This window comes from Caulobacter sp. Root1455 (assembly GCF_001426905.1).
GTDB lineage: Bacteria > Pseudomonadota > Alphaproteobacteria > Caulobacterales > Caulobacteraceae > Caulobacter.
The window spans coordinates 242,855-267,443 of the sequence record NZ_LMFQ01000012.1; the positions used below are offsets into that span (position 1 = coordinate 242,855).

Below are 24,589 nucleotides of genomic sequence, written 5' to 3' on the forward strand. Positions count from 1 at the left end.
GGCCGAGGTAGCGGTGGACAGCATCACCGCGCCTTCCGTAACGTCAAGTCGAGACGAGAAAATGGCCGGCCCGATGTCGGAACCTGGCGCCGTCCTGCGTCCTTCGTGGGATCGCACGCCTCGGATTTAACCGGGAACGGCGCGGACGGCCGCTGGAGGCCGCCGACACAGCAGGGAAGACGCCATGACCTATTCGACCGTTCCTCCGCACGCCCTTCGCACGGCTTCCTGGCTGGCGGCGTCCGCCGTCCTGGCCCTGGCGGCCTGCGCGCCGCCGGCCGTCAAGAAGGCCGAGGCCCCCGCCGCCGCGCCCTCGGCCGCCGCGCCGGGAGCCGCGGCCGACAAGTTCGTGATGCCGCAGGTTCCGGCCGGCGACTACAAGCTGGACCCGTACCACGCCAACCTCGAGTTCAGGGTCAACCACCTGGGCTTCTCGCACTACACCGCGCGGTTCAGCGACTTCGACGCCAAGCTGCACTTCGATCCGGCCAATCCCTCGGCCTCGACCGTCGAGGCGACCGTCGATCCCAGGTCGCTGACCTTGAACAGGCCGCCGGCCGGCTTCAAGGACGAGCTGACCGGCAAGGTCTGGCTGGACGCGGGCCAGTATCCGACCATCACCTTCCGCTCGACCAAGGTCGAGGTCACCGGCCCCAACACCGCCAACATCACCGGCGACTTCACCCTGCACGGCGTGACCAAGCCGGTGGTGCTGGAGACGACGTTCAACGGCGGCTATGCCGGCCACCCGATGGACCCGCACGCTCGCATCGGCTTCTCGGCCCACGGCGCGTTCAAGCGTTCGGAGTTCGGCATCGGCGCCGGCGTTCCGGCGCCCGGCTCGACCATGGGCGTCGGCGACCAGGTGGACGTCCAGATCGACGCCGAGTTCAGCGGTCCGGCCCTGCCGAAGACGGCTCCGGCGGCGCAGTAGCGGAACGCCCCTCCGTCCGCTTCGCGGCCACCTCCCCCGTTTCATGGGGGAGGAGAAGGGACGCCGCTTCCTCCTCACCCGCGCAGCGGGGGAGGTGGCGCGCCGCGAATACGCGGCGTGACGGAGGGGGCGTCCTACGGGACCAAATTCCGGGCCAAGGCCGGAACCGCCTTCATCAGTTCCTCGGCGACGATCTCCGAGCACGCCGCCGCGCCCGTCGAGCCCAGGTGGGTGTAGTCGAACTTCGACGGCGGCGTGGCGGGCGGCTGGCCCGGCGGGTCCATCGGCACGGCCGCGGCCCCCGGGATCGGCGGTTCGTAGAACTTGACCCCCACCGTCGTGCCGCCGGCGAGGGCCTGGGCCAGCGCGGGCGAGGGCGGTCCTTCGGCCCAATCGGCGGCCTTCAGCGGACCCATCGTCTGGACGGCCGCGGCGCTGCGGGCGTTCAGATCGACCAGCGGCGTCCCGGTCTCGGCGGCGACGGCGCGGACGGCTTCCGCCCACGGGATCAGGTCGTCGATCAGCTCGCCGTCCTTGAACTGGCGGCGCGACAGCGGCGTGACCAGCACCGGATGGGCGCCGGCCGCGCGGGCCTCCTCGACATAGCGTTTCAGATTGGCCGGGAACTGGGTCTTCAGGTCGGTCATCCGTTCGGCGCGGCCATAGGCGTCGTTGTGGCCGAACTGGATCAGCACATAGGTGTCGGCGAACGGGCCGCCCTTCATCTCGCCCAGGGCCAGGGTCCAGGAGCCTTCGCCGCGATAGGTCTTGGTGCTGCGCCCGCCGCGCCCCAGGTTCACGCAGGCCACGTTCGAGGTCACCCGCACGCCGCAGAACGCCCCGCCCCAGCCGCTGTTCACGGCGGTGGTGGAGTCGCCGACCAGCACGATCTTGGTCGCCTTGAACGGCGGCGGATCGGCGGAGGCCTGGGCGAGGGCCGGCGTCGCGAACAGGGCTGCGAGGAGGAGGGGTTTGAGCATGTCGTGCCTGATCTTCCCAACCTATTTCGTTGTCATCCCGGAAAGCGCGCAGCGCTTGTCCGGGACCCAGGGCGGCCGCACCGTATCAGCCCACTCACGTGGGTCCCGGACAGCCTCTACGAGGCTTCCGGGATGACAACTGTTGGGTGCGCGTGAACGAGACTAAGCCAGCGCCCGGTACTTGAACCCCTTGAACCGCGCCGAGCCCTTGCCCGCCGCGTAGAGGCCCGGCTTCAGCATCAGGAAGCCGCCGCGCACATTGTGGTGGTAGCCCGAGACTTCCATGCCGCGGTCGAACCGCTTCCAGGTCGCCCCGCCGTCGCCGCTGGTGTGGAAGGCCACGATGTGGCGGTCGTTGCGCAGCCGCATCAGCATCTTCGCGCCATGCGGATTGGGCGGCCGCCCGCGTTCGATGCCGTACTGGTGGGTGACGAAGTTCTTCTCGTCGAAGCCCAGGCCGCAATAGAGCTGGCGGTCATAGAACAGGATCAGACCGGCGCGGGTGTCGGGATCGATCTCGATCTCGCATTCGATCTCGTAGGCCTGGTCGCCGTTGACGAAGATCAGCGGCGCGCCGGTCGAGGGGGCCTCGCCCGCGCCCTTCAGGGTCAGGACGCCGCCCTCGCGCTTGATCCGGTCGCGCTCGCCCGGCTTGGGGTCGAAGAAGCTCCACTGCACGCCCAGCTTGTCGGTCGTGAAGTCGTCCGACAGCGCCATGCCGTGCGGCACGGCCTTGCCGCCGTTGGGTTTGGCGAGCGGCTTCGAGAGATCGCCGCCGCCGACCTCGAACCAGCCGTCCTTGGTCCAGGTGACCGGGGCCAGCAGGGTCTGGCGACCCAGGGTGTAGAAGCCGTTTTCGTAGCCGTGATAGACGGTCCACCAGTCGCCGGTCGGGCCCTCGACCAGGGTGGCGTGGCCGCGCGACCACCATTTCTCGCTGTTGTTGGTCGTGCGCACGACCGGATTCCTGGGATCGTCCTCCCAAGGGCCGGCCAGCGACTTGGCGCGGGCGACGATGACCATGTGGCCGGTCGGCGGGCCGGCCGTGCCGCCCACGGCGGTGACCAGATAGTAGTACTCGCCGCGCTTCATCACCTTGGGGCCCTCGGGCGAGAAGCCCTCGACGTCCCAGTCGTCCGGATAGCGCCACGGATTGTAGACGTGCTCGGGCTGGCCGACCGTCGACAGGCCGTCGGGGGCCAGCTGGATGCGGTCGCCGCCCGACAGGAACAGCCAGCGCACGCCCTTCTCGTCGACCACGTGGCCGGGGTCGATATAGCGGGTCAGCTTCAGGTCGACCGGCTCGCTCCACGGCCCTTCGATCTTGTCGGCCCAGATCACGTAGCTGGTGTTGTTGTCCGGGAACTTGGCCGGCAGGTAGATATAGTAGCGGCCCTTGTGCTTGCAGAGCTCGGGGGCCCAGATCGAGCCGACGTTGGTCTTCAGGGCCGGGCCGACCGGCGTCCAGTTCACCAGGTCGCGGCTGCGCCAGATCAGCAGGCCCGGATAGGCGTCGAACGACGAGTGGGTCATGTAGTAGTCGTCGCCGTCCTTGAGGATCGACGGGTCGGGATGGTCGCCGGCCAGGATGGGATTGAGGAAGGTTCCGTCGCCCAGGTCGGCTTTGCGCTGGCCTTCGATCCCCTTGGCCCAAGTCGGCCCGGCGCCGGCGGCCGGCGCGCTGGGCAGCGCCCCCATTTGGGCGGCTTGCGAAGCGGCGGGAACAGCGGCGACGGCGGCTCCGGTCAGCAGGGAGCCCAGGGCGCCGCGACGGCTGACATCGACCATGAAAAACTCCTCCCGACCCTAAGCGTCGTACGCTTGTTGCCGGCCACTTAGCGGCAAGGATACGGCCTTGTCCACCGGTGTCATTTGCGGTTTTCGGGGCCGGAGGCCGGTCTGAAACTGGCGCCGAAAGCGACGTCCGGCAAAGGCAAAACCGCACAAGAAAACGCCCGGGAGGCGGAACCTCCCGGGCGTTCTCATAGTCGCTCGTCCCTCCCCGCGAGGGGGAGGGAAAGAAGCTCGTTAGCCCTGCATGTCTTCCAGCTCCTGGCCGCGGGTCTCGCGGACCATCTTCTGGACGAAGAAGAACGAGACCAGGGCGCTGGCCGCGTAGAAGCCGTAGGTGACCGGCAGGCCCAGGCCCGCGGCCATGGCCGGGAAGCTGACCGAGATGCCGAAGTTGGCGATCCACTGAGCGAAGCCGGCGACGGCCAGGCCCGAACCGCGGATCTGGTTGGGGAACATCTCGCCCAGCATGACCCACATCACCGGGCCCCAGCTGAGGTTGAAGAACACCACATAGGCGTTGGCCGCGATCAGGGCGATCAGGCCGAAATTGCCCGGCAGATGCAGGGCGCCGTCGATCATCGAACCGCGGAAGAAGCAGTAGCCCACGGTGCCCAGGGTGATGGCCATGCCGGCCGAACCGATCAGCAGCAGCGGCTTGCGGCCCAGCTTGTCGATCAGGGCGATGGCCAGCAGGCAGGCCAGGATCGAGAGCGACCCCGACAGGATGTTGATCTTCAGGGAGTCGTCCTCCGAGAAGCCCACCGACTGCCACAGCACCGAGCCGTAGTAGAAGACGATGTTGATGCCGACCAGCTGCTGGAAGACGGCCAAGCCGATGCCGGTCCAGACGATCGGACGCAGCTTCTTGGTGATCGGGTCGATCAGGTCGCTCATCTTGGGCTTGTGGTGGTCGGCGGCCAGCGAAGCGCGGATCTCGGCCACCTTCTTGGCGCCTTCACCCTCGCCGAACAGGCGCGAGAGCACCTTTTCGGCGTCGGCGTCCTTGCCCTTGGCCACCAGGTAGCGCGGGCTTTCCGGGATCGACAGCAGGCTGAAGAAGAAGACCGCCGCGGGAATGGTCTGCATCCAGAACATCCAGCGCCAGGCCGGGAAGCCCAGCCAGAAGATGGCGGTCGAGCTGCCGGCGGTGTGGGCCAGGATGTAGTTGGCCACGAACGCGCCGGTCAGGCCGGTGATGATCATGATCTGCTGCACGGACGACAGGCGGCCGCGGATGTTCGCGGGCGTGACTTCCGAGATGTAGACCGGGCACAGCACGCTGGCCGCGCCCACGCCCAGGCCGCCCAGCAGGCGGAAGGCGATGAACACCAGCGAGGTGTCCGAGGCGCCGGTGCCGATGGCGCTGACCAGGAACAGCAGGGCGGCGATGATCATCACCGTGCGGCGACCCCAGACGTCGGCCAGGCGGCCGGCGGCGAAGGCGCCGACGGCGCAGCCGATCAGGATGGCGCCGACGTTCAGGCCGGTGCCCAGCTTGCTCAGGCTGAAAGCCTTCTCCAGGCCCTCCTGGGTGCCGTTGATGACCCCGCTGTCATAGCCGAACATGAAGCCGCCGATGGTGGCGACGGCCACGATGGCGGCGATGAAGGCCATGTTGACCTTGGCGCCGTCGGCGCTCATCCCCGGACTCGGTCCGGCGTTTGCTACAGATGCCACTGTCTGTCTTCCCCATGAGGCCCGAAGGCCGCGTTTGATCCCTAACGAGCCCCTGAAGCGGGGCTTTGGTTGGCCTGACCTTAGTGTTACCGGTATCAGCGCGCAAGCGGCGGTTCGAGACCCCCGCCCGCCTCCCCGATCGGCCGACGCGAGGGGATCATGTCAACGCTGTCATGACGCCGCAACCGTCGATCCGCGAAACATTGCCGAAAAGACATTTGCCTCGGCTCGCGACTTGGCCTCTTTCGCGCCTCTAAGTCATGGGCAAGCTTCACCTTGCCGCACAAGTATCCGTCGGGGGACGTCCTTGCGTTTCAAAGTTCTGTTGGTCGCCGCCACGGCGCTTCTCTCGTCGAACATTGTTCAGGCCCAGACGAAGCCCGCGCCGGCGACCCAGCCGGCCAAGCCGGCCAAGCCGGCCGACGCCCCGACCGCCGTCGAGGGCGTGACGGTGACCAGCGACTCCACGGCCATGCGCACCTCGATCGACCGCCGCAGCTACAGCGTCGCCAACGACCTGTCGGCCAAGACCGGCTCGATCGCCGACGCCCTACGCAACATCCCCTCCGTCGAGGTCGACGTGCAGGGCAATGTCAGCCTGCGCGGCGATCCAAACGTCACGATCATGATCGACGGCAAGCCGTCCAGCATGTTCAACGGCGACGGCAAGGCCGACGCCCTGCAGCAGATGCCGGCCGACCAGATCGACCGCGTCGAGGTGATGACCAACCCCTCCGCCGCCTACCGTCCCGACGGCACGGCCGGGATCATCAATCTGATCACCAAGAGGACCCACAAGCCGGGGGCGACCGGTTCGATCAAGCTGAACGTCGGCCCCGACAGCCGCTACAACACCGGCGTCACCGGCAACCTGGTCAGGGGCAAGCTGACCCTGTCGGGCGACGCCGGCTACCGCTACGACCGCCAGAAGTTCTGGACGACCGACGAGCGCGAGACCCTGCCCGTCGTCGGCGCGCCGGCCCACACCCTGCAGGAAGGGGCGTTCACCAACGCCGGCGCCGCGATGAACCTGCGCGGCGGCCTCGACTACAACCTGACCCCGAAGGACAGGCTCAGCGCCGAGGTCCGCTTCCGGGGCATGGACTACGACACCGACGGCGAGGAGCGCTTCACCGACCTCGGCGCCACGCCGGCCGGGCCCGTCTATCTGCGCACCTCCAGCGCCACGATGAGCCGCGACAACGGCGCGGTCAGCGGCGCCTGGCGCCACCAGTTCAAGGGCTCCGAGCACGAACTGGACGCTCACCTGGAATACGAGGTCACCGACTTCGCGCGCGACGGCAAGGCCTTCATCGACAACACCTCCGGGGCGGACGTCCACGAGTCGTTCGGCTTCGGCTCCGACCAGGACCGCCTGAACTTCAAGCTGGACTACACCCGCCCGATGCCCGACGAGGCCAAGCTGAAGACTGGGCTGGATTTCGAGGTCGTCGACAACGACTACGACAACCACGGCTCGACCGGCCCGACGGCCGCCGACCAGACCGTCGATCCGCGTCGGACCAACCGCTTCCTCTACAGCCAGGACGTCTATGCCGGCTACGCCACCTACGAGCGGCCGTTCGGCGACTTCACGGTGCTGGGCGGCCTGCGCGCCGAGCAGGTCGAGATCCGCACCAACCAGGTGACGACCGGCCAGAAGGACGACAACGCCTATTTCCACGTCTATCCGTCGCTGCACATGGGCTACACCCTGAGCCAGACCCAGACGCTGACCGCCAACTACAGCAAGCGGGTCCAGCGCCCGCAGGCCCAGGACCTCAATCCCTATCCGATCTACCAGGACCCGAAGAACTACCGGGCCGGCAATCCCGACCTGAAGCCCCAGGTCACCGACTCCTATGAGCTGGGCTGGCAGTACCGGAAGGGACCGGCGTCATACCTGGCCACGGCCTATTATCGTGAAAGCCACGACGGCGTGGTCGACGTGGTGCGAAATCTGGGCGACGGCGTCTTCCTGACCACCCGCGAGAACCTGGCCAAGAGCCGCAACGGCGGGCTGGAGCTGGTGGCCAACGGCAAGCTGACGCCCAAGCTCAGCTACAATGTCAGCGGCAACGCCTTCTGGAACGAGATCCAGTCGACAACCCTGGGCGCGGCGGGCACGCGTTCGGGCACGACCTTGACGGGGCGCGGGAGCCTCAGCTGGCAGGCCACGCCCAAGGACTTCTTCCAGCTGAACGGCTTCACCTCGGGCAAGCGCCTGGCGCCGCAGGGCTATCGCGAGCCGATCTCGCTGCTGAACCTGGGCTATCGCCGCAAGGTCAACGACAAGCTGAACTTCGTGGTCACGGCCAACGACGTGCTGAACTCGTTCCAGGACGACATGGTTCTGGACACGCCGACCCTGCAACAGCGCGTCGAGCGCCGGGCCAAGGTGCGGGCGGTGTTCTTCGGCTTCACCTACGCGCTCGGCGGCGGCAAGGCGCGGCCGGAACAGTTCGACTTCGGCTCGGGCGCCGTCGGCGGCTAGCGGCGGACGATTTCAGTGGCCGCGGCTCGCCAGACAGGCGGCGCGCGCCTGCTCGTAGGCGGCCTGGCCGGCCGCCACGGCCTGGGCGTTGGCCTCGTTCTGAGAGCGGGCCGCGCGCCGGTTCTTCGACCGCCTGGCGACCCCGCCTGCCACCGCGCCCGCCACGGCCGCGTCGCCCACGTCGCCGCCCGAGACCGCGCCGATGGTCGCGCCGACCGCCGCGCCCTTGACCCTGGCCCCGCTGCCCGTCGCGCCGGCGGCGGTGGCCTGGGCGGGAACGGGCGGGTTCATCGGGTCGTAGCCGGTCTGCTGGGTCGCCTGCCGCGAACACTCGACCTCGTCCTGCGTCTGGGCGAAGGCCGAACCGGCCGCCGCAAGCTCGCCGACCAGCAGCACGATCGCCAAGGTCGCTCGAATCCTGGCCGCCATGGAACGCCTCCCATCATGAGGCCCGCGCCCGCCGTCGCGGCGGGCCGAGCCAGGTGAGAGGCAGCTTTGCGCGTCGCTTGGGGCCGCCGCCATCGGGGGGAAGCCGCAGGGCGCCCCGAGCAAATCCCCTAGTGTTGATCGACGTTCGGCTTCAGAAGCGAAAACCTCGTCGAAGGACGAGGATCACACACCAGGCTTGAGGTTGGTCGACCCTAGTCGCCTAACCGGCCAGGTGCTTCTCGTAGCGCCAGACCTCCAGCGGGAAGAGGCCTTCGGAGGTTTCGGTCGGCACGGTCTCGATCCGCGCCATCGTCCAGCCGGACTTCTCGTAGAACCGCGCGGCGCGGGCGTTGCCGATGGCGCAGGCCAGCCAGGCGGTGGCGACCCCGGCCTGGGCCAGCCGCGCCTCGGCGTCGGCCATCAGCACCGCCGCCGCGCCGGTCCCGCGCGCCTCGGCGGCCAGGTAGAACTGATAGAGCTCGTCGTCCTTCAGCAGGTGGAAGCCCAGCGGCGCGCCGACCGGGCCCAGGGTCCGCACTTTCGGCAGGGCGGCGGCCATCCGGTCCTCGAAGCTTTCGAGCGTGCGCAGACGCTTCAAGGCATCGGGCAGCAGCCCCTCATGGCCGTCCCGCCAGCCGGTCCACCACAGGTGGGCCAGGGGCTTGAGGTCGGCGGGTTCGGCGTCTCGCACAGCTGTCATCGCGTCGCTCCGTCGCGTGGGATCACACTCGCTTGCCCCCACCTGACCGCTTCGCGGTCTGTCCGCCCCCATAGGGGGGCGGAGGACGAAAGCGCGACTCCTCTTCCCCCTCTGGGGGAAGACGACCGCGAAGCGGTCCGTAGGGGGCAAGCGTTAGCCGCCGATCCCTAAACCAAAAAGGCCCTCGGATCGCTCCGAGGGCCTTCCAGATCAGTGATTGTGCCTGGGCAGCTTGCTGGCCAGGTCCTGGTACTTGACCGCGAACTCCAGCACCCCGCCGGTTTCCAGCTGGCCCGTGTGGGCGCGGTAGATTTCCTGCCAGGGGGTCATGGTCGCGGGGACGGCCGGGATGCCTTCCTTGCGGCGCTCGCTGATCGTCGCCTCGTCCACCAGGGCGTCGCAGCGGCCGGTGTTCAGGTCGATGCGGATGGCGTCACCGGTCCTGAGCCAGGACAAACCTCCTCCGATCGCGCTTTCGGGCGAGGCGTTGAGGATCGAGGGGCTGTCGGCGGTGCCCGACTGGCGGCCGTCGCCCAGGGTGGGCAGGCTCATGATGCCGCGCTTCAGCAGGGCGTCCGGCGGCTGCATGTTGACCACCTCGGCCGAGCCGGGCCAGCCGATCGGACCCGCGCCGCGGATCACCAGGATGCAGTGCTCGTCGATGTTCAGGGCCGGGTCGTTGATCCGGGCGTGATAGTCGTCCGAACCGTCGAACACGATGGCCCGGGCCTCGAAGATGTCTTCCTGGCCGGGCTTGCTCAGATAGCGGGCGCGGAAGTCGGCGCCGATCACGCTGGACTTCATGATCGCGAAGTCGAACAGGTTGCCCTTCAGCACCAGGAACCCGGCCTTCTCGGCCAGCGGCTGGGCGTAGGGGAAGATCACCTCGCGGTCCTTGGTCTCGCGGCCTTCCAGGTTCTCGGCCATCGTCTTGCCGGTGACCGTCAGGACGTCGCCGTGCAGGCGGCCCTGCTGCAGCAGCTCCCACAGCACCGCCGGCGCGCCGCCGGCCCGGTGGAAGCGCTCGCCCAGATACTTGCCGGCCGGCTGCATGTTGACGATCAACGGGATGTCGTAGGCCGCGCGCCAGTCGTCGGCGGTGATCTCCAGGCCCGCGTGCCGCGCCATGGCCGCGATGTGCGGCTGGGCGTTGGTCGAGCCGCCGGCCGCCGCGACCAGGGCGATGGCGTTCTCGAACGCCTGCTTGGTCAGGATGTCCTTGGGCTTGATGTCCTCATAGGCCAGGTCGACGATCCGCTGGCCCGTGCGATAGGCCATCTGGCCGCGCTCGCGATAGGGGGCGGGGATCGCCGCGCAGCCGGTCAGCGACAGGCCCAGGGCCTCGGCCACGGCGTTCATGGTCGAGGCCGTGCCCATGGTGTTGCAGTGGCCGGCCGAGGGGGCGCTGTCGGCGGCGCGCTGGATGAACTCGTCCTCGTTGATCTCGCCGGCCGCCAGCTTGCGGCGCGAGCGCCAGATCACCGTGCCCGAGCCGACCAGCTCGCCGTCGTGCCAGCCGTCCAGCATCGGCCCGCCCGACAGCACGATGGCCGGGATGTTGACCGTGGTGGCGGCCATGATGCCGGCCGGGGTGGTCTTGTCGCAGCCGGTGGTCAGGACCACGGCGTCGATCGGATAGCCGTGCAGGGTCTCGACCAGGCCCAGATACGACAGGTTGCGGTCCAGGGCCGCCGTCGGGCGACGGCAGTTCTCGAAGATCGGGTGGACCGGGAACTCCATCGGGATGCCGCCGGCGTCGCGGATGCCGTCGCGGATCCGGGTGACCAGGTCCAGGTGGATGCGGTTGCACGGCGAGATGTCGCTGCCGGTCTGGGCGATGCCGATGATCGGCTTGCCGCTGCGCAGCTCCTCCGGGGTGATCCCGTAGTTCATGAACCGCTCCAGATAGAGGGCGGTCATGTCGATGTGGTCCGGATTGTCGAACCAGTCGCGCGAGCGGAAGCGGCGGGGAGTTCTGTTAGGGGAGGTCAAGACGCACCTCGTATTGGGGCTGGCCGGCGACGGCGACGGGCAGGGCGAACAGGCCGCCGCACAGGGGATTGGCGGCGAGTTGCTCGTCGCTCAGGCCCTTGCGGGCGGTGGTGAAATAGACGGTTTTCAGGTCGGGCCCGCCGAAGCAGGGCTTGGTGACGTTGACGGCGGGCAGGATGATCCGGTCGACGACCTCGCCTCGCGGCGAGATCCGCAGGGCGCCATGGCCGCCCCACAGGGCCGTCCAGACGAAGCCCTCGCTGTCGACCACCGAGCCGTCGGGCCAGGCGTCGGCGATCTCGAGCTTGAAGAACAGGCGCTTGTTGGAGAGCGCGCCGTCCGCGCCCAGGTCGTAGGCCCAGATGACCTTTTCCAGAGTGTCGGTGTGGTAGAACGTCTTGCCGTCGGGCGACACGCAGGGGCCGTTGGTGATGCAGACGCCTTCGTCCTGCTGGACCAGCCTGCCGTCGGCGCTCAGGCGGTAGAGCGCGCCGGTCGGGGTCTCCTCGCCGTCGTGCATCGTGCCGAACCACAGGCGGCCCTCGGCGTCGACCGTGGCGTCGTTGGGACGGTTGTTCAGTTCCGGCGGCTCGATCCGCGCCAGGAAGACGAAGGCGCCGGTCGTCGGATCGAAGCGGTGCAGGCCGCTCTTCAGGCCGGCCACGAACCCGCCTCCGCCGGCGTGCGGCGCCAGGAAGGTGACCTGGTCGGGGGCGTCGAAGCTCTTGGTCTCGCCGCTGGCCGGATGGAAGCGGTGGACCTTGTGGCCCTTGATGTCGACGAACCACACGGCCTGTTCCTCGGCGGACCAGATCGGCCCCTCGCCGAGGGTGGCCTTCAGATCCCAGACGCAGGTGGGTTCGGGCATGCGCGACGTCCTCTCAGTTCACAGCGGTATATCCCCTCCATCGCCTCGCGACAGCTCCTCCAAAGGTCGAGGATCGGCGCGACGCCGGATCTTTCCCCGTCCTGGGGCGGGCCCGAAGGGCGGGAGGGGACTCTACGCGCCGATCAACGCCAGCCGGCGTCGATCCAGTATTCGTGGCCGGTGCACAGGGACGCGTCGTCCGAGGCCAGGAACATCACCAGCGAGGCAACATGGTCGGGGACCAGGCGGCCCTTCAGGGCCTGGGCCTTGACGATCTCGGCCTCGCCCTCGGGCGTGTACCACTTCTCCTGGCGCTTGGTCTTGACGTTGCCGGGCACCACGCAGGTGACGCGGATGTCGTCGGGGCCCAGCTCGCGGGCCAGGGCGCGGGTCATGCCCTCGATGCCGGCCTTGGCGGTCTCGTAGAGGACCAGGTCCTCCAGGCCCAGGTGCCAGCTGATCGAACCGAAGTTGATCACCGCCCCGCCGCCGCGCGCCTTCATGCCCGGGGCCACGGCCTGGGTGCAGAACAGCATGTGGCGCAGGTTCACGTTCATGCGCTCGTCCCAGTAGGCGGGCGTCACCTCGGCCAGCTTGTGGCGGTCGTCGTTGCCGGCGTTGTTGACCAGCACGTCGATGGGACCGATCTGGGCGAAGGTCTTGGCCACCGCTTCCAGGTCGGTTAGGTCGCAGCGGATATAGACCGGCGCGATGTCCGCGCCCGACAGCTGCTGGGCCAGGACCTTGGAGTCCTCGTCGGCGACGTCGAGGAAGATCACCTCGGAGCCCTGGCGCACGAAGCCGGCGACGATGCCGGCCCCGATGCCTGAGCCGCCGCCGGTGATGACGACGCGTTTGCCCCTGAGGCTGGGATAGATGGCGGAGGAGGTGCTCACTTGCGGGCGCTTTACTTCAAAATTCACAGGAGGCCTCGGCCAGCCAGGTTGCGGATCAGGGCGGAGACGCCGAACGTCCACGGGGCGGCGAGATCGCAGGTGGTCACCTCGTTCTCCAGAACGCCCAGCTTCGGGGTGGCCACGCGCACGCGGTCGCCGACCTTGTGGGTGAAGCCCTGGCCCGCGGCGTCGCGATCCTGGATCGGGGCGAACATCGTGCCCAGGAACAGGGCGAAACCGTCGGGATACTGGTGCTGCTTGCCGAACGCCTGACCCGCCAGAACGGCGGGGTCCCGGCTGATCAGGCTCATGTTGCTGTGGCCGTCGAGCACGAAGTTGTCGCGGCCGGTGATGTTCAGCGTCACCTCGGCCGAGCGGACGTCATCCAGCGAGAAGCCGTCGTCGAACAGGCGGAAGAACGGGCCGATCGAGCACGAGGCGTTGTTGTCCTTGGCCTTGCTGAGCAGCAGGGCCGAGCGGCCTTCGAAGTCGCGCAGATTGACGTCGTTGCCCAGCGAGGCGCCGCGGATCCGGCCCTGGCCGTCGCACAGCAGCACAACTTCCGGCTCGGGATTGTTCCAGTGGCTGTCGCTGCGCACGCCCACGTGGTCGCCCCAGCCCATCGAGGACAGCGTGGGACCCTTTGTGAAGATCTCGGCGTCGGGGCCGATGGCGACTTCCAGATACTGCGACCACAGGCCGTCGGCGATCAGGGTGGCCTTCAGGCGCGCGGCGCCGTCCGAACCCGGGTTCACGCTGCGCAGGTCGCCGCCCATGCTGGCCGACAGCTGCTCGCGAATCTTCAGGGCGGCGGCGGCGTCGCCGCGCGCGCGTTCCTCGATCACCCGCTCCAGGGTCGAGACGGCGAAGGTGACGCCGGCGGCCTTCAGCACCTGCAGGTCCACCGGAGCCAGCAGCTTGGCGGCCGCGCCTTCGGGATCGGCCCAGACGGGGCGGACGTCCAGCGCGTCCAGCGGACCCAGGTCCTCGCCCCGCGGGATCGCCGCGCCCGGGGCGAAGGCGTTCATCAGGTCGGAGGTGGTGGGCGCGATCTTGCTGACATCCTCGATCCGCCCGTCGCGGATCAGGACGGGCGTCGGACCTTGTCCGAAGTCGATGCGGCCCAGCAGGGTCGCCTCGCGCCAATCCTCGGGAAGGAACTCCACAATGCCCACCACGTCTTCTCCCTAGCCGAGCTTTACGACCAAACCACGGTCACGCTCGTTCACGTCGGCACATCTGTTAGCGCTAACATGCATGGTCGCGCAAGTCGGTGATTTGATAATACAATTGACGGAATTGCGAGCGATTGGGCGCGCCATGCGTCAAAGGCGGCCGGAATCCCGGTAGATCGCGCTCAGCCTTCGCTGGGCGCCGGCCCCGTCGAATCGCGCACGATCAGGGTGTGCGGGTGCATCAGCTGCCTGGGCTCGCCGGCCTTGCCGCGCTTGCGGCGGATTTCCTCCAGCACCAGGTCGACGGCGGCGCGGGCCATGGCGGCGATCGGCTGGTGGACGGTGGTCAGGGCCGGCCAGATGTTGGCGGCGATCGAGGTGTCGTCGAAGCCGACGATCGACAGGTCCTCGGGCACGTCCAGTCCCATGCGGTGGGCGACGCCCGCGGTGGCGGCGGCCATGTCGTCGTTGCCGGCGAAGATGGCGGTGGGGCGGTCGTCCTCGCCCAGCAGCCGTTCGGCCGCCTCCAGGCCCGAGCGGTAGGTGAAATAGCCCTGCTCGACGCGGACGTTCTCGTCCGGGATGCCGGCGCCCTTCAAGGCCGAGAGAAAGCCGTCCAGGCGCTGCTGGCTGACCGTTTGGTTGGGGTGGCCCTTGATGACGCCGAACCGCTTGTGGCCCAGGGCCAGCAGGTGCTGGGCCAGCTCGAAGGCGGCCGCCTCGTTGTCGATGCGGATGGTGGCCATGTCGGCGCTGGGCATGCCGGGCGCCACGGCGACGGCGGCGGCGCCGGCCGCCTTGACCTCGGCCAGGACCTGGGCGCTCTCGCACAGCGGCGCGGGCAGGATCAGGCCGTCGACGCCGGTCTTCAGAAGGCGGGTCAGGGTGGCGCCGGCCAGCTCCGGTTCGGCGCACTTCTCGATCACCACCTGCGCGCCCGTGCGGCTGCTTTCGTCCAGCGCCCCGACCAGGAACTCGGACAGATAGCCGGTCGAGGGGTTGTCGTAGAGCAGGCCGATGCGGAACGGGGCCGAGCCGGCCAGGCTGCGGGCGGCGGGGTTGGGCGCGTAGTTCAGCTCGCTGATCGCGGCCTCGACCAGGGCCTTGGTCTCGGTCTTGACCGTCGTCTCGCGGTTGATGACCCGCGACACCGTCATGGGCGACACCCCGGCCAGGGCCGCCACGTCGCGGATGGTCGCGCTCTGGGTCGTGCGGCGGCGTTGACGCTCGTTGCGGTCGTTCATCGATGTTCCGTCCCTTAATCGCGGCGGACACTAGACCGTTTTGGTCGTGTCTTGGAAGACGAGCCGCAAGTCTTTGATGGAGCACAGGGTCCGGCAGCGCGATCACGGCCCGCCGTCTCCTGTCCTTTCAGGCTTTCGTCCGAACGCGTTGCGGCCAACGCGATGCAGACGGCGAACTTTGTCTGACCTAGATTGGCGCCATGACCCCATGCACGACCCCGTTCGGGGCGATCATCCTGACCGGCGGCGCCTCGCGTCGCATGGGCGCCGACAAGGCCGTGCTGGAGTGGAGCGGCCGCAGGGCGGTCGATCGCGTGGCGGCCCTGGCGACGGCGGTCGGCGCCGTCCGCGTGCTGACGGCGGGAAGCGATCATGGGCTGGAGCATGTCGACGATCCGGCGCCCGGCGGGGGACCGGTCGGCGGTGTGCTGGCCGGCGCGCGGGCCCTGGCGGCGCACGGCCTGGCGCGGGTCCTGGTGCTGGCGGTCGACGCGCCGACCGTGACGGCCGAGGACCTGGCGCCGCTGCTGGCGGTGGAGGGGCCCGGGGCGTTCTACGAGGGGCTGCCGGTGCCGATGGTTCTGACCCTGGCCGCCTTGCCGGTTGAGGCCGAGGACAGCTGGCCGCTGCGGCGGCTAGTCGAGCGGGCGAGGCTTGTGGCGCTGGCTTGCGATGAGGCGGTGGCCGCGCGGCTGCGCGGGGCTAATACGCCGGAGGAGCGGGCGGCGTTGTCAGACCGCTGATCAAGAGGGGGACACACACTCAACCCCATGGTCTCGGATCATTGGGCAGGGTCTTGCCGTGAGTGTGTGTCCCCACCTTCATCCACGGAGATCGTCAGTACACGTCCCGCCGATACCGCCCCTCATCCGCCAGCCGTTCCATCGTCCCGGCCCCCAGCACGGCCGTCAGCGCCGCGTGGACGTCGCCCGACATCCCCTCCAGCGAACCGCAGACATAGATCGCCGCCCCGTCGGCCACCCAGGCGCGCAGGGGCTCGGCGGCTTCCATCAGGCGGTGCTGGACATAGATCTTGCGGTCCTGGTCGCGTGAGAAGGCCAGGTCCAGGCGGGCCAGCACCCCGTCGGCCAACCAGGCCTCGATCTCGTCCCGGTGGAAGTAGTCGTGGGCCGCCATGCGCTCGCCGAACACCAGCCAGTTGCGGTGATGGCCGGCGGCCGCGCGGGCCTTGAGGTGAGCGCGCAGGCCGGACAGGCCGGTGCCGTTGCCGATCAGGATCAGCGGCCGGTCGTCCTCGGGGCCGTGGAAGGCGCGGTTGGTCCGCACCCGCGCGGCGATCTCGGCGCCCTCGGCGGCGTGGGCGGTCAGCCAGCCCGAGCCCAGCCCCGGCTTGCCGTCGGCCCGCTTCATCGCCCGGACCAGCAGCTCGACGCCGCCGTCGGCCGGCAGCGAGGCGATCGAGTATTCGCGGTGGGGCAGGGGCGGCAGGGGGTCGACCAGGGCCTGGGGCGTCGCGGAGGCCAGGCCGTCGTCGTGCGGCAGGCGCCGCCAGGACAGGGCCTGGGCCAGGGTTGCGCCGTCCTCGGCGACGACCGGGGCGGCGGGGTCCAGGCCCAGCCGCGCCAGCAGGGCCGCGGTCTCGGCCGGATCGTTGCGCGGCCCGACCTCGAGAATGTCGCCGGCCTCCCAGGTCGCGGCCTCCAGCGCCTCGAGCCGGATATGGAACGCCGCGTCGCCCGGGCTGCCCGGGTTCAGTCGCCGGCGCTCGGCCAGCCGCCAGCGGCCGTAGCGCGGCCGGGTCCAGTCGGGGGCGTCCGTGACGCCGGCCAGCACGCCGACATGCGACTGCCAGTGGCGCAAGGCGGCCGGGTCGCCGTCGTCGACCTCGACCCGGTCGAACAGCGGCGCGGCGCCATGCCGGGCCAGCCAGGCGTCCAAGGTGCGGCCGAAAGCGCAGAAGTGCGTGTACGTGCTGTCGCCCAGGGCCAGCACGCCGTAGCTCAGGCCGTGCAAGGCGGGCTCGCCGCTCATCACGTCGCGAATGAAGCGGCGGGCGTCGTCGGGGGCGTCGCCCTCGCCGGTGGTGCTGACCACGAACAGGGCGCGGGCCCTCTCGGGATTTTTGGCGGCGGCGAGATCGGGCGCGGTGACGTCCGCCAGGCTCTTCAGCGTCACCCGCGCGCCGTCGCCCAGCAGCTTGGCGGTGGCCAGGGCCAGTTCCTCGGCGAAGCCGGTCTGGCTGGCGTGGACGACCAGCACGCCGGCGCCGGTCCCGGTCGACAGGGCCTGGGCCGCGCGGCTGGCGGCGCGGCGGCGCTGGGCCTCGCGCACGGCGACGGCCAGGCAGAACAGGGCATAGGCCGCCAGCACCAGGCCGGCGGCGCACAGGCGGCGGGCCTCGGGCGTCAGGCTTTCCCAAAACGGATTCAGGAGGCTCATGCGTCGAGCATCGCCGACAGGGCCGGCGACAGGCGCTCCTCCAGGCCAGTCGGGCCGCGCGCCAGGATCATCGCGGCCAGGCCGTGCGCGTCGGCGAACGCCAGGGCGGCGTCGGGCGCCATCACGGTCAGGGCCGTGGCGTAGGCGTCGGCGCGCATGCAGCTTTCATCCAGCACGGTGACGCTGACCGTGGGGTTGGCGACGGGGGCGGCGGTGGCCGGGTCCAGGGTGTGGGCGTAGCGGCGGCCGTCGTGCTCGAAGAACCGGCGGTAGTCGCCGGAGGTGGCCACCGACAGGCCGTGCAGGGCGACCAGGGTGCGCAAGCCGTCATTGGCCGTGGGCGGGCGTTCCAGCTCGACCCACCAGGGCTGGCCGTCGGGCTTGGCCCCGGTCCCGCGCAGCTCGCCGCCGACCTCGATCAGGTACGAGCGCGCCCCGGCCCGGTCGAGGGCGGCGGCGACCTGGTCGACCGCGAAGCCCTTGGCGACGCCGTTGAGGTCCAGGCGCAGGCCGCCCGGCTGGAACAGGCTGTCGCCGTCCAAGGTCAGGCGGCGCCAGCCGGCCGCGTCGCGGGCCCTGGCGGCGGCGTCGGCCGGCGGCGGCGAACCCGAGAACGGACGCGGGCCGAAGCCCCACAGGTCGACCAGCGCGCCCAGGGTCGGGTCGAACGCGCCGTCCGTGGCCTCGGCGACCTCCAGGGCGCAGCGCAGCACCTGGGCGAAGGCCGGGGGCAGGGCGATCCAGCGTCCGGCGGCGGCGCGGTTGTAGCGCGACAGGTCCGACAGCGGCTCCCACGGGCTCATTTCCCGGACGACGCCGTCCAGCTCGCGCTGGGCCATGGCGGTCAGGGCGTCGGCGTTCGCGGTCGGCGGCGCGACCAGCTTGACCGACCACGTCGTGCCCATCGTCTGGCCGGCGAGCGCCAGCACCGCGCCGCCGATCGGGCGGGCGGGCGGTTCTGCGAGTTGGGGGACGAGGACGCGGGTCATGGGGGGCGCAAATCAAATGAGGTTGTCATCCCGGAAGCGCGGAGCGCTGTCCGGGATGACAACGTTTTGAGTTCTACGGCCGCAGGGCTTCGAGCGTGGCGGTGTAGCTGGCGCTCATGCCGTCGCCGGCCAGGGGCGTGGCGGGCGCCGGAGCGCCGCCGGGGCCGCCCATGCCGCCGCCGGGACCGCGGCCGGTCTCGCCGGTGCGCACCACGGCGTTCAGCCAGTACATCCCGGCCTCCGGGAAGGTCACCTTGAACGACCCGTCGGCGCCGGTCTTGACCTTGAAGTCGCCGGGGGTGGCGCGGTAGCGCGAATTGCCGGGGGCCAGGGTCACGTCCAGGTCCGCCGCCGGCTTGCCGTCGAGCAGGAACTTGAACGTCGCCGCCTCGCCGGCCACCAGGTCGTTGGGATGGGTGACCGGGACCAGCTCCAGGCCCTTGCCGGTCGGCGCGAACACCGTGGTGGTCGGCGCGTCGCGGGTGACGAAGGTTTCGTTGCGGTTGAAGCTCTTGATGGTCTTCAGGTCGGCGGCGCCGGCCGGGACCTGCTTGGCGAACTCTTCCGGCGTGCCGCGGAAGCGCTTGACCTGGCCGTCTTGCGTCCAGCTGGCCATGATCGAGCTGGTGGCCGAGCCGATCCTGTAAGTGCCCGGCTTGGCCAGCTGGACGTCGAAGGTCGAACGGTACTTGCCGGTCAGGGCGTTCTGGATCTTGTCGACCGAGCCGTCCGGCGCGGTGACCACCACGGCGTCCAGCCGCATCGGATTGTGGTCGGCGTAGAACAGCTCGTTGGAGATCGCCGCGTCGAGCGTCACCCAGGCGCCGTCGCCCGACAGCACCGTGAACGACGGCACGATCCAGCCGCGGTGGGCGCTGGCGGCCGAGGGCAGGAACAGGGCGACGCCAATGGCCAGGGGGGCGGCGACGGCGAGAAGGCGCTTCTTGAAGGTCATGGCGTTTCTCTCTCGATCTATTTGACGGCGACGGTGACGGCGCCGACTTCGGCCGTCCCCTTGGCGGTGGCGGGCGCGCCCGGCTTGCCCCAGGTGAACGGCACGCGGACGGCTTCGTGGCCGCCGACCTCGCGGGCGGCCTCGACGACCAGGTTGTACTGGCCGGGCTTGAGGTCCTTCAGCGGACCCTTGGCCCCGCTGAACACCAGCTTCTGCGGGCCGGGGGCGCGGGTCGCGCCGCTGATCCCGTCGGCGGGGAAGCTCATCGCGCGGCCGGCCTTGCGCCACCACTGGCGCATGTCCTTCAGCCACTTGGTTCCGTGGTTTTCCTTGGAGTCGGCGTCGTACCAGACCGCCAGGGTCGCGGCGGTCGAGGCGTCGGGGGCCTCCACCCAGATGGCGACATAGGGCTTGTGGTACTCGGCCACCGTCAGGCGCGGGACCTCGACGGTGACGTTGAGATCGGCGGCCAGGGCGGGCGTCGCCGCGCCGGCGCCGAGGGCCGAGAAGGTCAGCAAGGACAGCGACAGCTTCGGGGGGGAGCGCTTCATGACGGGACGCCTCACAGGTGGACGAAAAGGATGACGAGCAGCAGCGGGATCACCAGGCCTCCGGCCACCAGGGGCCAGGTCAGGGGACGGGCCCGGGCGTGGAATTGCAGGAGGATCAGGCCGGTGACCGCGAAGATCACGCAGGCGGCGGCGAAGATGTCGATGAACCAGCCCCAGGCCTTGCCTGCGTTGCGGCCCTTGTGCAGGTCGTTGAGCAGCGAGATCGCGCCGCGCGTGGTCTTCTCGTGCTCCACGGCGCCGGTTTGGCGGTCGATGCTGATCCAGGCGTCGCCGCCGGGACGGGCCAGGGCGATATAGACCTCTTCCTCCGACCACTCGCCCTCGCGGCGGGCGATGTCGGCGTCGACGGCCTTGTCCAGCCAGGTCTCGAGCTCCATCGGCAGGGGGCGTTTGCCCTCCACCGGGCCCGAGGCCAGCAGGTACAGAAGTTCGGGGGGCACGGTCGCCTTGCGGCTCACGATCTTGGGCTTGGCCTCGATCTGGCCGGCGTGGTTCAGGGTGAAGCCGGTGATCGCGAACAGCAGCAGGCCGATCAGGCTCAGCGCGGCGCTGATCCAGTGCCACTGGTGCAACTGCTTGAGCCAGAACGAGCGGCTTTGCTGGACGGGTGCGGTTTTCACGGAATCCGGGGGCGAGGGCTTGAGCTGAGCCAAGGCCATACTTGAGAACGACTTGCAAAAGCAAGCCTTCCCGCGCGACGCGGCGCCCGTTCGGGCTTTCTTCCGCGATTAAGGAATTCTGGATCGGCCAGTGCGACAATGCCGAGTGCGACGATAGCGCACGGGGACGCGCGCCTCGGGGGCGGCTAGTTCTGTTTACCAGTTGTTAAGCACGTCGGGGGCGAGCGTTGCGCAGGATCCTAGTCGCGGAGGACGATATCCTCCTGGCCACCATCCACGAGATCACCCTCAGCGAGGCGGGTTTCGAGGTGCTGGTCTGCCGCGACGGCGAGCAGGCCCTGGCGGCCATGGACGCCTTCGATCCCGATCTGCTGATCACCGATTTCTGGATGCCGCGCATGACCGGCGGCGAGCTGATCAAGGCCACGCGCCGTCGTCGGGGCGCGCGCACGGCCGTGCTGTTGGCCTCGGCCCGCGACGACCGCCTGCTGACCGAAGACGAGCGCGGCGACGCCCGCCTCGAAAAGCCGATCTCGCCGGCCCGCCTGTTGGGCGCGGTGCGGGCGCTGGAGGCGCGCTGGCCGCACGCGGCCTGAAGGGGCGGCCTGAAAACAGGCCGGCGAACGCGGTTCGGTCGGAGTCACGGGGCGCCTGCCCGGCAGGCTTGACCCAAAAACTCGACCAATCGATCCGTCGATGCGACAGGCGACCTCGACAAGCACCGCTTTAGAGGAGAAGTATGCCGCCTTTCGTCGCGGGAGCATGCCTGCGCGTCGCATTGGGGTCGTTTCTTGAAAACGCTGTTCTTTACCGCCTCCGCCCTCGCTCTTTCGCTCAGCTTCTCCGGCGCCTTCGCCCAGGAGCGCGTTCCGGTCCAGGCGCCGCCGACCCCGGCGATCGCCGCCGCCCAGGACGTCGCCTATCCGGGCGTGCTGAAGCTGTCGGTCGACGCCACCGACCTGGACCGCAAGATCTTCCAGGTCCGCGAGACGATCCCGGTCGCCAAGTCCGGCCCGATGACCATCCTCTATCCGCAGTGGGTTCCCGGCGGCCACTCGCCGCGCAACGACCTGGACAAGATGGCCGGTCTGGTGATCACCGCCAACGGCAAGCCCCTGCCGTGGACCCGCGACCCGGTCGCCGTCCACGCCTTCCACTTCGACGTGCCCGAAGGCGCGACCGAGGTTCAGGTCAGCTTCCAGTTCCTCACCCCGGTGAAGGCCGACGTCGGCCGCATCCTGGTGACCGACGACATGCTGAACGTGCAATGGCTGCAGCTGGGCTTCTACCCGGCCGGCTACTACACGCGCCGCATCCAGATCGAGCCGACCGTCAAGCTGCCGGAAGGCTGGAGCTTCGGCACCGCGCTGGAGAAGGCCTCGACCAGCGGTTCGACCACCACCTTCAAGACCACCACCTTCGAGACCCTGGTCGACTCGCCGATGTTCGCCGGCCGCTACTACAAGCAGGTCGACCTGGATCCGGGCGCGGCCACGCCGGTGCGCCTGAACATCGTCGCCGACAAGCCCGAGCTGCTGGAGATCAAGCCCGAGCAGCTGCAGATCCACCGCAACCTGGTGCAGCAGGCCTACAAGCTGTACGGCGCGCACCACTACGACCACTACGACTTCCTGCTGGCCCTGACCGACAAGATGGGCGGCATCGGCCTGGAGCATCACCGCTCCAGCGAAAACGGCGTCGTGCCCAAATACTTCACCGACTGGGACAAGACCTATGTCGGCCGCGACCTGCTGGCGCACGAATACACCCACTCGTGGAACGGCAAGTTCCGCCGCGCCGCCGACCTCTACACCCCCACGCTGAACGAGCCGATGCGCGACAGCCTGATGTGGGTCTACGAGGGCCAGACCCAGTACTGGGGCAATGTGCTGGCCGCCCGCTCGGGCCTGCAGACCAAGCAGCAGGGCCTGGACTCCCTGGCCATGACCGCCGCGCTCTACGACACCCGCGCCGGCCGCAACTGGCGCAACGTGCTCGACACCACCAACGACCCGATCATCGCCAACCGCAAGCCGGCCTCGTGGACCAGCTGGCAGCGTAGCGAGGACTACTATTCGGAAGGCCAGCTGGTCTGGCTCGACGCCGATACGCTGATCCGCGAGAAGACCGGCGGCAAGAAGTCGCTCGACGATTTCGCCAAGGCCTTCTTCGGCGTCGAGAACGGCTCCTACGTGCCGCTGACCTACGACTTCGACACCGTGGTCCAGACGCTGAACGGCGTGGTGGCCAACGACTGGGCCACCTTCCTGAAGACCCGGATCGAGGGGCTTTCGGAGCACGCGCCGCTCGATGGCCTGACCCGCGGCGGCTACAAGCTGGTCTATACCGACACCCCGACCGAGTTCTACAAGGCGGCGGAAACCCGGGGCAAGGTCGTCAATCTCAGCTACTCGCTGGGCGTGACGATCGGCAAGGAAGGCGTGCTGTCGGCGGTCAACTGGGACACCCCGGCCTTCAAGGCGGGCCTGACGGCCGGCGAGACCATCGTGGCGATCAACGGCACGGCCTATTCCGACGACCTGATCAAGGACGCGGTCAAGGCCACGGCCAAGGCCGACGCCCCGGCGGTCGAGCTGCTGGTCAAGGACGGCGAGCGCTACCGGACGGTCAAGATCGACTATCACGGCGGCCTGCGCTACCCGCGCCTGGAGCGCATCGAAGGCACGCCCGCGCGGCTGGACGACATCTACACCGCGCGCAAATAGGCGCTGGTGCGGAGACAGTGAAGGGGCCGCCGGCGGAGACGCCGGCGGCCCTTTTCCTTGGCGACGCTACGCCTGCCCGCCGGTCATGGACGACATGTCCATCCACGCTGGCTCGAACACATTGCCGTCCGGGTCGGCGAAGGTCCGGATGTACATGAAGCCCAGGTCCTGGGCCTCGCGGACGTCCGCCTTGCCGCCGGACTTGGCGGCGGCCTCGACGATGGCGTCGACGTCCTGGCGACTGTCGCGCGACAGGGCGAAGAGGGCCGCGCTGGTCTGGTGGGCGTCGGCGATCGGCTTGGTGGTGAATGTCGCGTAGTAGTCGTGGACCATCAGCTGGAAGGTGATGGCGTCGGACCAGACCATGGAAGACGCCTGCTCGTTGCTGAACTGGGCGTTCTTCTCAAAGCCGATCGCTTGATAGAACCGGGTCGCCGCCGCCAGGTCCCGTACCGGCAGGTTCACGAAAAGCATCTTGGGCATCGGGTCTTTCCAAAAGCGTCGAAACGGATGTATCTCGATGTCGAGATAAATGCGGGTTAGATATCTTGATGTCAAGACATGTGGACGGGCGGCTGGATCGCATCGACACCCGTCGGGCCCAATGGGCCATTGAACTGCCCGACGTTGATACGGTCGGGATGGCGATCTTGGGCCGCGCGCGTCTTATCGCGACCCAAGCGCGGCCGGCCATCGAAGCCGTGTTCGCCGAACATGGCCTGGACACCGGCGAATTCGACGTGGTCGCGACCCTGCTGCGATCGGGACAGCCCTATCGTCTTCGCCCCACCGAACTCTACCGCTCGCTGATGATCTCGTCCGGAGGGCTCACCGACAGACTGAAGCGATTGACCAAGGCCGGCCTCATTCGTCGTCCACCGGACGAAGCGGACGGCCGCGGCTTGCTCGTCGAGCTTACGCCGGAAGGTCGCCGTGTGGCCGAGGCGGCGTTTCGGCGGGACATGGAGGTGGAAGCCCGGATCCTGGACGTGCTCGATGACGAGGAACGTGCAAGGCTCGCGACCTTGCTTCGCAAGCTGGCCCGGTCGCTCGAAGACGACATCATTCCGCCCGCCTGAGCGCGTCCGGTCTTGATGCCGCCACGGGTTCCGTGGAAGACGATCCAAGCTTCACGCTTGCGCCC

21 protein-coding genes and 2 pseudogenes are annotated in these 24,589 nt (G+C 69.1%); 6 read left to right on the forward strand and 17 right to left on the reverse strand.

From position 1 onward, the window contains the following. Nucleotides 1-184 precede the first annotated feature (184 nt). The gene (locus ASD21_RS08535; protein ID WP_056439522.1) at nucleotides 185-934 is read left to right on the forward strand and encodes a YceI family protein; all 750 of its coding nucleotides are present in this window, start codon (nucleotides 185-187) and stop codon (nucleotides 932-934) included. Between the two features lie 70 nt (nucleotides 935-1,004). Here the strand turns inward: ASD21_RS08535 and ASD21_RS24670 are convergent. The 4 genes and pseudogenes from ASD21_RS24670 to ASD21_RS08550 all read right to left on the reverse strand — a co-directional run. Beyond that, nucleotides 1,005-1,067 (reverse strand): annotated as a pseudogene (locus tag ASD21_RS24670) (hypothetical protein); the annotation flags it as partial. A 1-nt stretch (nucleotide 1,068) separates the two neighbouring features. Further along, entirely contained in the window at nucleotides 1,069-1,914 is an 846-nt protein-coding gene (locus ASD21_RS08540; RefSeq protein ID WP_056439525.1) for a rhamnogalacturonan acetylesterase, read from the reverse strand. A 162-nt stretch (nucleotides 1,915-2,076) separates the two neighbouring features. Beyond that, nucleotides 2,077-3,702: a family 43 glycosylhydrolase gene (locus tag ASD21_RS08545; RefSeq protein WP_056439528.1), complete on the reverse strand. Its 1,626-nt coding sequence runs from the start codon at nucleotides 3,700-3,702 to the stop codon at nucleotides 2,077-2,079. A gap of 240 nt (nucleotides 3,703-3,942) precedes the next feature. Next, nucleotides 3,943-5,385, reverse strand: a complete 1,443-nt coding sequence (locus ASD21_RS08550; protein WP_056439530.1) for a sugar porter family MFS transporter — start codon at nucleotides 5,383-5,385, stop codon at nucleotides 3,943-3,945. A 307-nt stretch (nucleotides 5,386-5,692) separates the two neighbouring features. Here ASD21_RS08550 and ASD21_RS08555 point away from each other — a divergent pair, with 307 nt between their 5' ends. Then, on the forward strand, nucleotides 5,693-7,879 hold the full coding sequence (locus tag ASD21_RS08555; protein WP_056439533.1) for a TonB-dependent receptor domain-containing protein: 2,187 nt from the start codon (nucleotides 5,693-5,695) through the stop codon (nucleotides 7,877-7,879). A gap of 12 nt (nucleotides 7,880-7,891) precedes the next feature. Here ASD21_RS08555 and ASD21_RS08560 read toward each other — a convergent pair whose 3' ends face one another. The 7 genes and pseudogenes from ASD21_RS08560 to ASD21_RS08590 form a co-directional block, all read right to left on the reverse strand. After that, nucleotides 7,892-8,308 carry a hypothetical protein gene (locus ASD21_RS08560; RefSeq protein ID WP_156390747.1) on the reverse strand — a complete coding sequence of 139 codons (417 nt, stop codon included), beginning with the start codon at nucleotides 8,306-8,308 and terminating at the stop codon, nucleotides 7,892-7,894. Nucleotides 8,309-8,528: 220 nt separating this feature from the next. Then, nucleotides 8,529-8,975 (reverse strand): annotated as a pseudogene (locus ASD21_RS08565) (GNAT family N-acetyltransferase); the annotation flags it as partial. 243 nt (nucleotides 8,976-9,218) lie between these two features. Then, the gene (gene xylD, locus ASD21_RS08570; protein ID WP_056439542.1) at nucleotides 9,219-11,000 is read right to left on the reverse strand and encodes a xylonate dehydratase XylD; all 1,782 of its coding nucleotides are present in this window, start codon (nucleotides 10,998-11,000) and stop codon (nucleotides 9,219-9,221) included. Beyond that, a complete protein-coding gene (gene xylC / locus ASD21_RS08575; RefSeq protein ID WP_056439545.1) occupies nucleotides 10,987-11,868 on the reverse strand; it encodes a D-xylonolactone lactonase in 882 nt (293 codons plus the stop codon). The genes xylD and xylC overlap by 14 nt, the downstream gene beginning before the upstream one ends. Before the next feature lie 143 nt (nucleotides 11,869-12,011). Next, the gene (xylB, locus tag ASD21_RS08580) at nucleotides 12,012-12,764 is read right to left on the reverse strand and encodes a D-xylose 1-dehydrogenase (RefSeq protein WP_056439548.1); all 753 of its coding nucleotides are present in this window, start codon (nucleotides 12,762-12,764) and stop codon (nucleotides 12,012-12,014) included. 23 nt (nucleotides 12,765-12,787) lie between these two features. After that, nucleotides 12,788-13,939, reverse strand: coding sequence for a fumarylacetoacetate hydrolase family protein (locus ASD21_RS08585; RefSeq protein ID WP_056439556.1), 1,152 nt, complete (start codon nucleotides 13,937-13,939; stop codon nucleotides 12,788-12,790). A 182-nt stretch (nucleotides 13,940-14,121) separates the two neighbouring features. Then, nucleotides 14,122-15,183: a LacI family DNA-binding transcriptional regulator gene (locus tag ASD21_RS08590; RefSeq protein WP_056439558.1), complete on the reverse strand. Its 1,062-nt coding sequence runs from the start codon at nucleotides 15,181-15,183 to the stop codon at nucleotides 14,122-14,124. A 200-nt stretch (nucleotides 15,184-15,383) separates the two neighbouring features. Here ASD21_RS08590 and ASD21_RS08595 point away from each other — a divergent pair, with 200 nt between their 5' ends. Next, nucleotides 15,384-15,926, forward strand: coding sequence for an NTP transferase domain-containing protein (locus ASD21_RS08595; protein ID WP_056439561.1), 543 nt, complete (start codon nucleotides 15,384-15,386; stop codon nucleotides 15,924-15,926). Nucleotides 15,927-16,020: 94 nt separating this feature from the next. On the opposite strand, the gene ASD21_RS08600 is transcribed toward ASD21_RS08595, so the two are convergent. The 5 genes from ASD21_RS08600 to ASD21_RS08620 all read right to left on the reverse strand — a co-directional run bounded on the left by ASD21_RS08600 (nucleotide 16,021) and on the right by ASD21_RS08620 (nucleotide 20,758). Then, nucleotides 16,021-17,583: a flavodoxin domain-containing protein gene (locus ASD21_RS08600; protein ID WP_056439562.1), complete on the reverse strand. Its 1,563-nt coding sequence runs from the start codon at nucleotides 17,581-17,583 to the stop codon at nucleotides 16,021-16,023. Beyond that, a complete protein-coding gene (locus ASD21_RS08605; protein ID WP_056439565.1) occupies nucleotides 17,580-18,572 on the reverse strand; it encodes an FAD:protein FMN transferase in 993 nt (330 codons plus the stop codon). The genes ASD21_RS08600 and ASD21_RS08605 overlap by 4 nt, the downstream gene beginning before the upstream one ends. 73 nt (nucleotides 18,573-18,645) lie before the next feature. Continuing rightward, nucleotides 18,646-19,527, reverse strand: coding sequence for a DUF4198 domain-containing protein (locus ASD21_RS08610; RefSeq protein ID WP_056439568.1), 882 nt, complete (start codon nucleotides 19,525-19,527; stop codon nucleotides 18,646-18,648). Nucleotides 19,528-19,544: 17 nt separating this feature from the next. After that, the gene (locus ASD21_RS08615) at nucleotides 19,545-20,078 is read right to left on the reverse strand and encodes a DUF2271 domain-containing protein (RefSeq protein ID WP_056439571.1); all 534 of its coding nucleotides are present in this window, start codon (nucleotides 20,076-20,078) and stop codon (nucleotides 19,545-19,547) included. Between the two features lie 11 nt (nucleotides 20,079-20,089). Beyond that, on the reverse strand, nucleotides 20,090-20,758 hold the full coding sequence (locus ASD21_RS08620; RefSeq protein ID WP_442856954.1) for a PepSY-associated TM helix domain-containing protein: 669 nt from the start codon (nucleotides 20,756-20,758) through the stop codon (nucleotides 20,090-20,092). 188 nt (nucleotides 20,759-20,946) lie between these two features. Between ASD21_RS08620 and ASD21_RS08625 the strand changes: the two genes are divergently transcribed. Further along, nucleotides 20,947-21,315: a response regulator transcription factor gene (locus tag ASD21_RS08625; RefSeq protein WP_056439574.1), complete on the forward strand. Its 369-nt coding sequence runs from the start codon at nucleotides 20,947-20,949 to the stop codon at nucleotides 21,313-21,315. 195 nt (nucleotides 21,316-21,510) lie between these two features. Continuing rightward, nucleotides 21,511-23,445, forward strand: coding sequence for a M61 family metallopeptidase (locus tag ASD21_RS08630; protein WP_056439577.1), 1,935 nt, complete (start codon nucleotides 21,511-21,513; stop codon nucleotides 23,443-23,445). Between the two features lie 66 nt (nucleotides 23,446-23,511). Here the strand turns inward: ASD21_RS08630 and ASD21_RS08635 are convergent, their stop codons facing one another. Beyond that, nucleotides 23,512-23,928 (reverse strand): VOC family protein, encoded by a 417-nt coding sequence (locus ASD21_RS08635; protein ID WP_056439580.1) that lies wholly within the window; start codon nucleotides 23,926-23,928, stop codon nucleotides 23,512-23,514. Nucleotides 23,929-23,996: 68 nt separating this feature from the next. On the opposite strand from ASD21_RS08635, the gene ASD21_RS08640 reads away from it, so the two are divergent. Further along, entirely contained in the window at nucleotides 23,997-24,524 is a 528-nt protein-coding gene (locus ASD21_RS08640; protein ID WP_056439583.1) for a MarR family winged helix-turn-helix transcriptional regulator, read from the forward strand. Nucleotides 24,525-24,589: the final 65 nt, after the last annotated feature.

What these genes read in the sequence shown, in the direction of transcription:
- ASD21_RS08535 (WP_056439522.1), top strand. Translation starts at nt 185, where the DNA reads ATGACCTATTCGACCGTTCCTCCGCACGCCCTTCGCACGGCTTCCTGG.
- ASD21_RS08540 (WP_056439525.1), bottom strand. Translation starts at nt 1,914, where the DNA reads ATGCTCAAACCCCTCCTCCTCGCAGCCCTGTTCGCGACGCCGGCCCTC.
- ASD21_RS08545 (WP_056439528.1), bottom strand. Translation starts at nt 3,702, where the DNA reads ATGGTCGATGTCAGCCGTCGCGGCGCCCTGGGCTCCCTGCTGACCGGA.
- ASD21_RS08560 (WP_156390747.1), bottom strand. Translation starts at nt 8,308, where the DNA reads ATGGCGGCCAGGATTCGAGCGACCTTGGCGATCGTGCTGCTGGTCGGC.
- xylC (WP_056439545.1), bottom strand. Translation starts at nt 11,868, where the DNA reads ATGCCCGAACCCACCTGCGTCTGGGATCTGAAGGCCACCCTCGGCGAG.
- ASD21_RS08590 (WP_056439558.1), bottom strand. Translation starts at nt 15,183, where the DNA reads ATGAACGACCGCAACGAGCGTCAACGCCGCCGCACGACCCAGAGCGCG.
- ASD21_RS08595 (WP_056439561.1), top strand. Translation starts at nt 15,384, where the DNA reads ATGACCCCATGCACGACCCCGTTCGGGGCGATCATCCTGACCGGCGGC.
- ASD21_RS08600 (WP_056439562.1), bottom strand. Translation starts at nt 17,583, where the DNA reads ATGAGCCTCCTGAATCCGTTTTGGGAAAGCCTGACGCCCGAGGCCCGC.
- ASD21_RS08605 (WP_056439565.1), bottom strand. Translation starts at nt 18,572, where the DNA reads ATGACCCGCGTCCTCGTCCCCCAACTCGCAGAACCGCCCGCCCGCCCG.
- ASD21_RS08610 (WP_056439568.1), bottom strand. Translation starts at nt 19,527, where the DNA reads ATGACCTTCAAGAAGCGCCTTCTCGCCGTCGCCGCCCCCCTGGCCATT.
- ASD21_RS08615 (WP_056439571.1), bottom strand. Translation starts at nt 20,078, where the DNA reads ATGAAGCGCTCCCCCCCGAAGCTGTCGCTGTCCTTGCTGACCTTCTCG.
- ASD21_RS08620 (WP_442856954.1), bottom strand. Translation starts at nt 20,758, where the DNA reads ATGGCCTTGGCTCAGCTCAAGCCCTCGCCCCCGGATTCCGTGAAAACC.
- ASD21_RS08635 (WP_056439580.1), bottom strand. Translation starts at nt 23,928, where the DNA reads ATGCCCAAGATGCTTTTCGTGAACCTGCCGGTACGGGACCTGGCGGCG.
- ASD21_RS08640 (WP_056439583.1), top strand. Translation starts at nt 23,997, where the DNA reads ATGTCAAGACATGTGGACGGGCGGCTGGATCGCATCGACACCCGTCGG.